Annotated in this window: 3 protein-coding genes and 2 pseudogenes; 3 read left to right on the top strand and 2 right to left on the bottom strand. The window is 72.0% G+C overall.

The genetic code is table 11. The features are described 5' to 3' along the window. Nucleotides 1–491: pseudogene (locus tag DEP02_RS08640) on the top strand (IS200/IS605 family accessory protein TnpB-related protein); the annotation flags it as partial. A gap of 42 nt (nucleotides 492–533) precedes the next feature. On the opposite strand, the gene ku reads toward DEP02_RS08640, so the two are convergent. Together ku and DEP02_RS08630 are read right to left on the bottom strand one after the other, a co-directional pair. Continuing rightward, on the bottom strand, nucleotides 534–1,481 hold the full coding sequence (ku, locus tag DEP02_RS08635) for a non-homologous end joining protein Ku (protein WP_112466760.1): 948 nt from the start codon (nucleotides 1,479–1,481) through the stop codon (nucleotides 534–536). A 132-nt stretch (nucleotides 1,482–1,613) separates the two neighbouring features. Further along, complete coding sequence (locus DEP02_RS08630) at nucleotides 1,614–2,426, bottom strand: nuclease-related domain-containing protein (RefSeq protein ID WP_112466759.1); 813 nt, start codon at nucleotides 2,424–2,426, stop codon at nucleotides 1,614–1,616. Between the two features lie 102 nt (nucleotides 2,427–2,528). On the opposite strand from DEP02_RS08630, the gene DEP02_RS08625 reads away from it, so the two are divergent. Both DEP02_RS08625 and DEP02_RS34470 read left to right on the top strand, forming a co-directional pair. Continuing rightward, complete coding sequence (locus DEP02_RS08625) at nucleotides 2,529–3,035, top strand: protein-tyrosine phosphatase family protein (RefSeq protein WP_112466758.1); 507 nt, start codon at nucleotides 2,529–2,531, stop codon at nucleotides 3,033–3,035. 248 nt (nucleotides 3,036–3,283) lie between these two features. Next, a pseudogene (locus DEP02_RS34470) lies at nucleotides 3,284–3,469 on the top strand (hypothetical protein); the annotation flags it as partial.

Below are 3,469 nucleotides of genomic sequence, written 5' to 3'. Positions count from 1 at the left end.
CCGACCACCTGGCCGCCTGGCGCCTGGACCGCCACGGCAACCCGGTCGGCGACCCCCGCCGCTTCGACTACACCCTGACCGGCGCCGCCCAGCACCGCGACGCCCAGGTGCGCCACGCCCTGATCCGCCTGCTGCACTGGGCGAAGCGGCACGGCCTGGCCCTGGCCATCGAGGACCTCGACTTCGCCGCGGAGAAGACCCGGGAGAAGCACGGGCGCAAGCTGGGGGTACCTCCCAGGCCGTTCAGGCACTGGGGGAGGACGGCACCGCCCCCACACGACCGGAGCGATCGTGCGGGGCATCGGACCGTCCAGACCGCATCGGGTGCCCCGGGGCGTGAGGGACCCCGCCCCCGCCTTCCCGGACCACGGACACGGTCCGTGCCGCCCGGACGCGGAGCGAAAGCGGGCGACCAGTGTGCCCACAACCGTTCGGGGCGCACGGCTGAGCACGAGTCCTGGCACCAGGACTCACTCCCGCTCAGTCTTTAGGAACGGTGGCCCTGTGCGGCGGGAGCCATGCGGGGGGCTCCCTCATGTCGTGTGTCTGCCCGCTGCCGTCTTCTTCGCCGGGGTCTTCTTCGCCGGGGTCCTGGGGGTGGACGAGGTCTTCTTCGTGGGCTGGGTGGACTTGGAGGTCCGCTTCTTCGCCTTCTTCCCCGCGGCCGCCGGCTTCTTCGCCGTGGTTTCCTCGTCCGCCTCCCCGCCCCTGGACCGTTTGGCCGCGTGGACGCTCTTCTCCAGGGCGGTCATCAGGTCGAGGATCCTGCCGCCGGGGGCGGGTTCGGGGACCTCGGGGAGTGCTTCGCCGGCGGCCTTGGCGGCGATGACCTGCTCCAGGGCCCTGCGGTACTCGTCGTGGAGGTCTTCGAGGTCGACCTCGCCGAGGGTGTCCATGAGGGTGCCGGCGAGGTCCAGCTCCTTGTCACGGAGCGTGACGCCCACGGCCGGGGCCACGCCCTGGGGGGCGCGGATCTCGTCCGGCCAGAGCAGGCTGTGCATGGCGATGGCGTCGTCCACCACGCGGAGCATGCACAGGCGCTCGCGGCCGCCCAGGACGAACTTGGCGATCGCCACCCGCCGGCTGCGCTTGAGGGCCTCCCGCAGCAGGGTGTACGGCTTGGCGGCCCGGACGCCGCTGGCCACCAGGTAGTACGCGCTGTCCAGCTGCAGCGGGTCGATCCGGTCGGCCGGGAGGAAGGCCACGATGTCGATCGTCCTCGCGGTCGACAGGGGCAGGTGGGCCAGGTCCTCGTCGGTGATCGGGATGATGGTGCCGTCCGCGTCCTCGTAGGCCTTGCCGATCTCCGCCTGCGTGACTTCGCGGTCCTCCAGTTCGCACACCCTGCGGTAGCGGATGCGGCTGCCGTCCTCCGTGTGGATCTGGCGGAAGGGGACGGTGTGGCTCTCGGTGGCGTTCACGACCTTGATCGGGATGCTGACCAGGCCGAACGATATGGCGCCGTTCCAAATGGATCGCACGTGCAGCACCTTCCGGAGCGGTTCAGTGCGAGCTGTTTGCCGCTTTTGAGGAGTTTACGTTGCTTTCTCGTCCTGTGACTCCCGAGTGTGCGCGCGCGTTGCTGTGAGCGCGGAGTGGGCGCAGCTGCGCTGTCACACCCGCCACCACGTCCGCCGGTCCCTGGCCATCGAGTGGAGCGCTTCCGCGTCCGCCGGTTTCAGTACGCCGCCCAGGCGGGACAGGGAGGGCAGGTCCGAGCACTGGAGGACGCGTACGCCCCTCGGCGGGGTCGTCGCGCGCAGGTCGGCCGGGCCTGCCAGGGCCAGGAGGGGGTGGACCTCGGCCGTGAGGGCGTAGGAGGCGCGGTCGGCCGTCGCGCGGAGGTCGCGGAGGAGGGGGGCCGGGTCGTGGCGGCCCACGGTGACCAGGGGGTCGGCGATCTGGACGTGCTGTTTGCGGGCGTGGAGGGCGTGGACGGCGAAGAGGCCGCCGGGGCCGATCGCCAGGTGGTGGATGCGGTCGCCGCCCGGCAGCGGGATCGAGTGCAGGGTGTGCCAGCCGGCGCCGTCCAGGGCGTCCAGGACCTCGCCGACCGTCTGCTCGGCGGTGAGGGCACGGCGGCGGGGGTCCGGGCGGAGGCGGTGGGTGGGGCCGGGGTCCCGTTCGAGGGCGATCAGCAGGGCCTCGCCGGGGCGGTTGGGCGCCAGGTCGTCGTCCGGGTGGAGGCTCAGGCGGGCGAGGTCGGCGGGGGTGGGGACCGGGGGCGGCCCCACCGCCACCGGGCCGGTGAGGAAGGGGCCCAGGGCCTGCAGCACGTCCTCCTGCTCGTCCTCTCTGAGGACGTGGACGCGAGCGGCCTCACGGTCGTACCAGGCGACGTTCCTGCCGTCGGGCCGGCACACGTAGAGCCGTTCCTGTCCGTGGCGCCAGGTCGGTATGACGCGCAGTCCGCGGTGTCCGCTCATGCATCATCACCCCCACCGACCATGGGAACAGGCGGGGTGCTGTCAGGGCAAGAACCCGGCTACCTTTGAGGAACGGTGGGAGGCGGAGTTGGGGAGGCGCCGTTGCGGACCCGCGGAAAGCAGCCCGACGTACCGGCCCCGGACAGCCCGTGGAGCGAGATCGTGCCCGGCCTGTGGATGGGCGGGCACGAGTTCAGGGGGCGTGCCGGGCAGCTGGAGCTCGCCGTCGTGCGCGATGAATTCGATCTTGTGCAGACCCTGCTCCGGCTTCCGGGGCACGGGCCCGACCCCGGTGTCGAGCACCATGTGTGGCCGATACCCGACGGGCCGCTGGACGGGACCCAGCTCGCGGGTGTGATGCGGCTGGCCCAGGCCGTCTGTGACGCGCTGGAGCAGGGCCGCCGGGTGCTCGTGCGCTGTTACTCCGGGTACAACCGCTCGGGGCTGGTCGTCGCGCACGCCCTGATCCGCCAGGGGCGCTCCGCCGACGAGGCGATCCGGCTGATCCGGGCCCACCGCTCTCCCTGGGCACTGCACAACAAGCTGTTCGTCGCCTATCTGCGGGCGGGGCTGTCGACGGCGCGGCTGCTGGAGGAGCTGACCGAGTGACCGGTTCGTCCGGGGTGCGTACGTTCCTGCGCGGCACTCGTGCGCGCCCCGCCACTGGAGAGACGTGATCCACGGACGTTCCGCCCTGGCCGCCGCCTCCTGAAGCGCGGCGGCCCTGACGCTTCCTCAGAGGTCGCGTCCCCGATGGCTCAGTGCGACGGGCGTCCGACACGCGCCACTCCTAATGTTGCGGTTAGTCACTTTTCCCCATTTTCCGTGGGTTTCGCTGCCTCAGGTGGAGGTGCTCCATGCCGTCCCCGCGCTTCTCTCTCACCCGGCTGGCCCTGGCGGCCGTCACCGGCGCGCTGCTCGCCACGGCCGCCGTCGCACCCGCCGCCGCCGGCGACGACGGCCGTGGCGGGACCCCGGGCAGCCAACAAGAGCCGCCAGTTTCCTTCCCCACAAGGAGGATCGTGCGCACCCGCCCCAGAAAC

It is taken from the genome of Streptomyces triticisoli, assembly GCF_003270085.1.
Classification (GTDB): domain Bacteria; phylum Actinomycetota; class Actinomycetes; order Streptomycetales; family Streptomycetaceae; genus Streptomyces; species Streptomyces triticisoli.
The sequence above is the reverse complement of the archived record's forward strand: the minus strand, read 5'-3'. Positions and strand labels throughout refer to the sequence as shown.

What these genes read in the sequence shown, in the direction of transcription:
- DEP02_RS08630 (WP_112466759.1), bottom strand. Translation starts at nt 2,426, where the DNA reads ATGAGCGGACACCGCGGACTGCGCGTCATACCGACCTGGCGCCACGGA.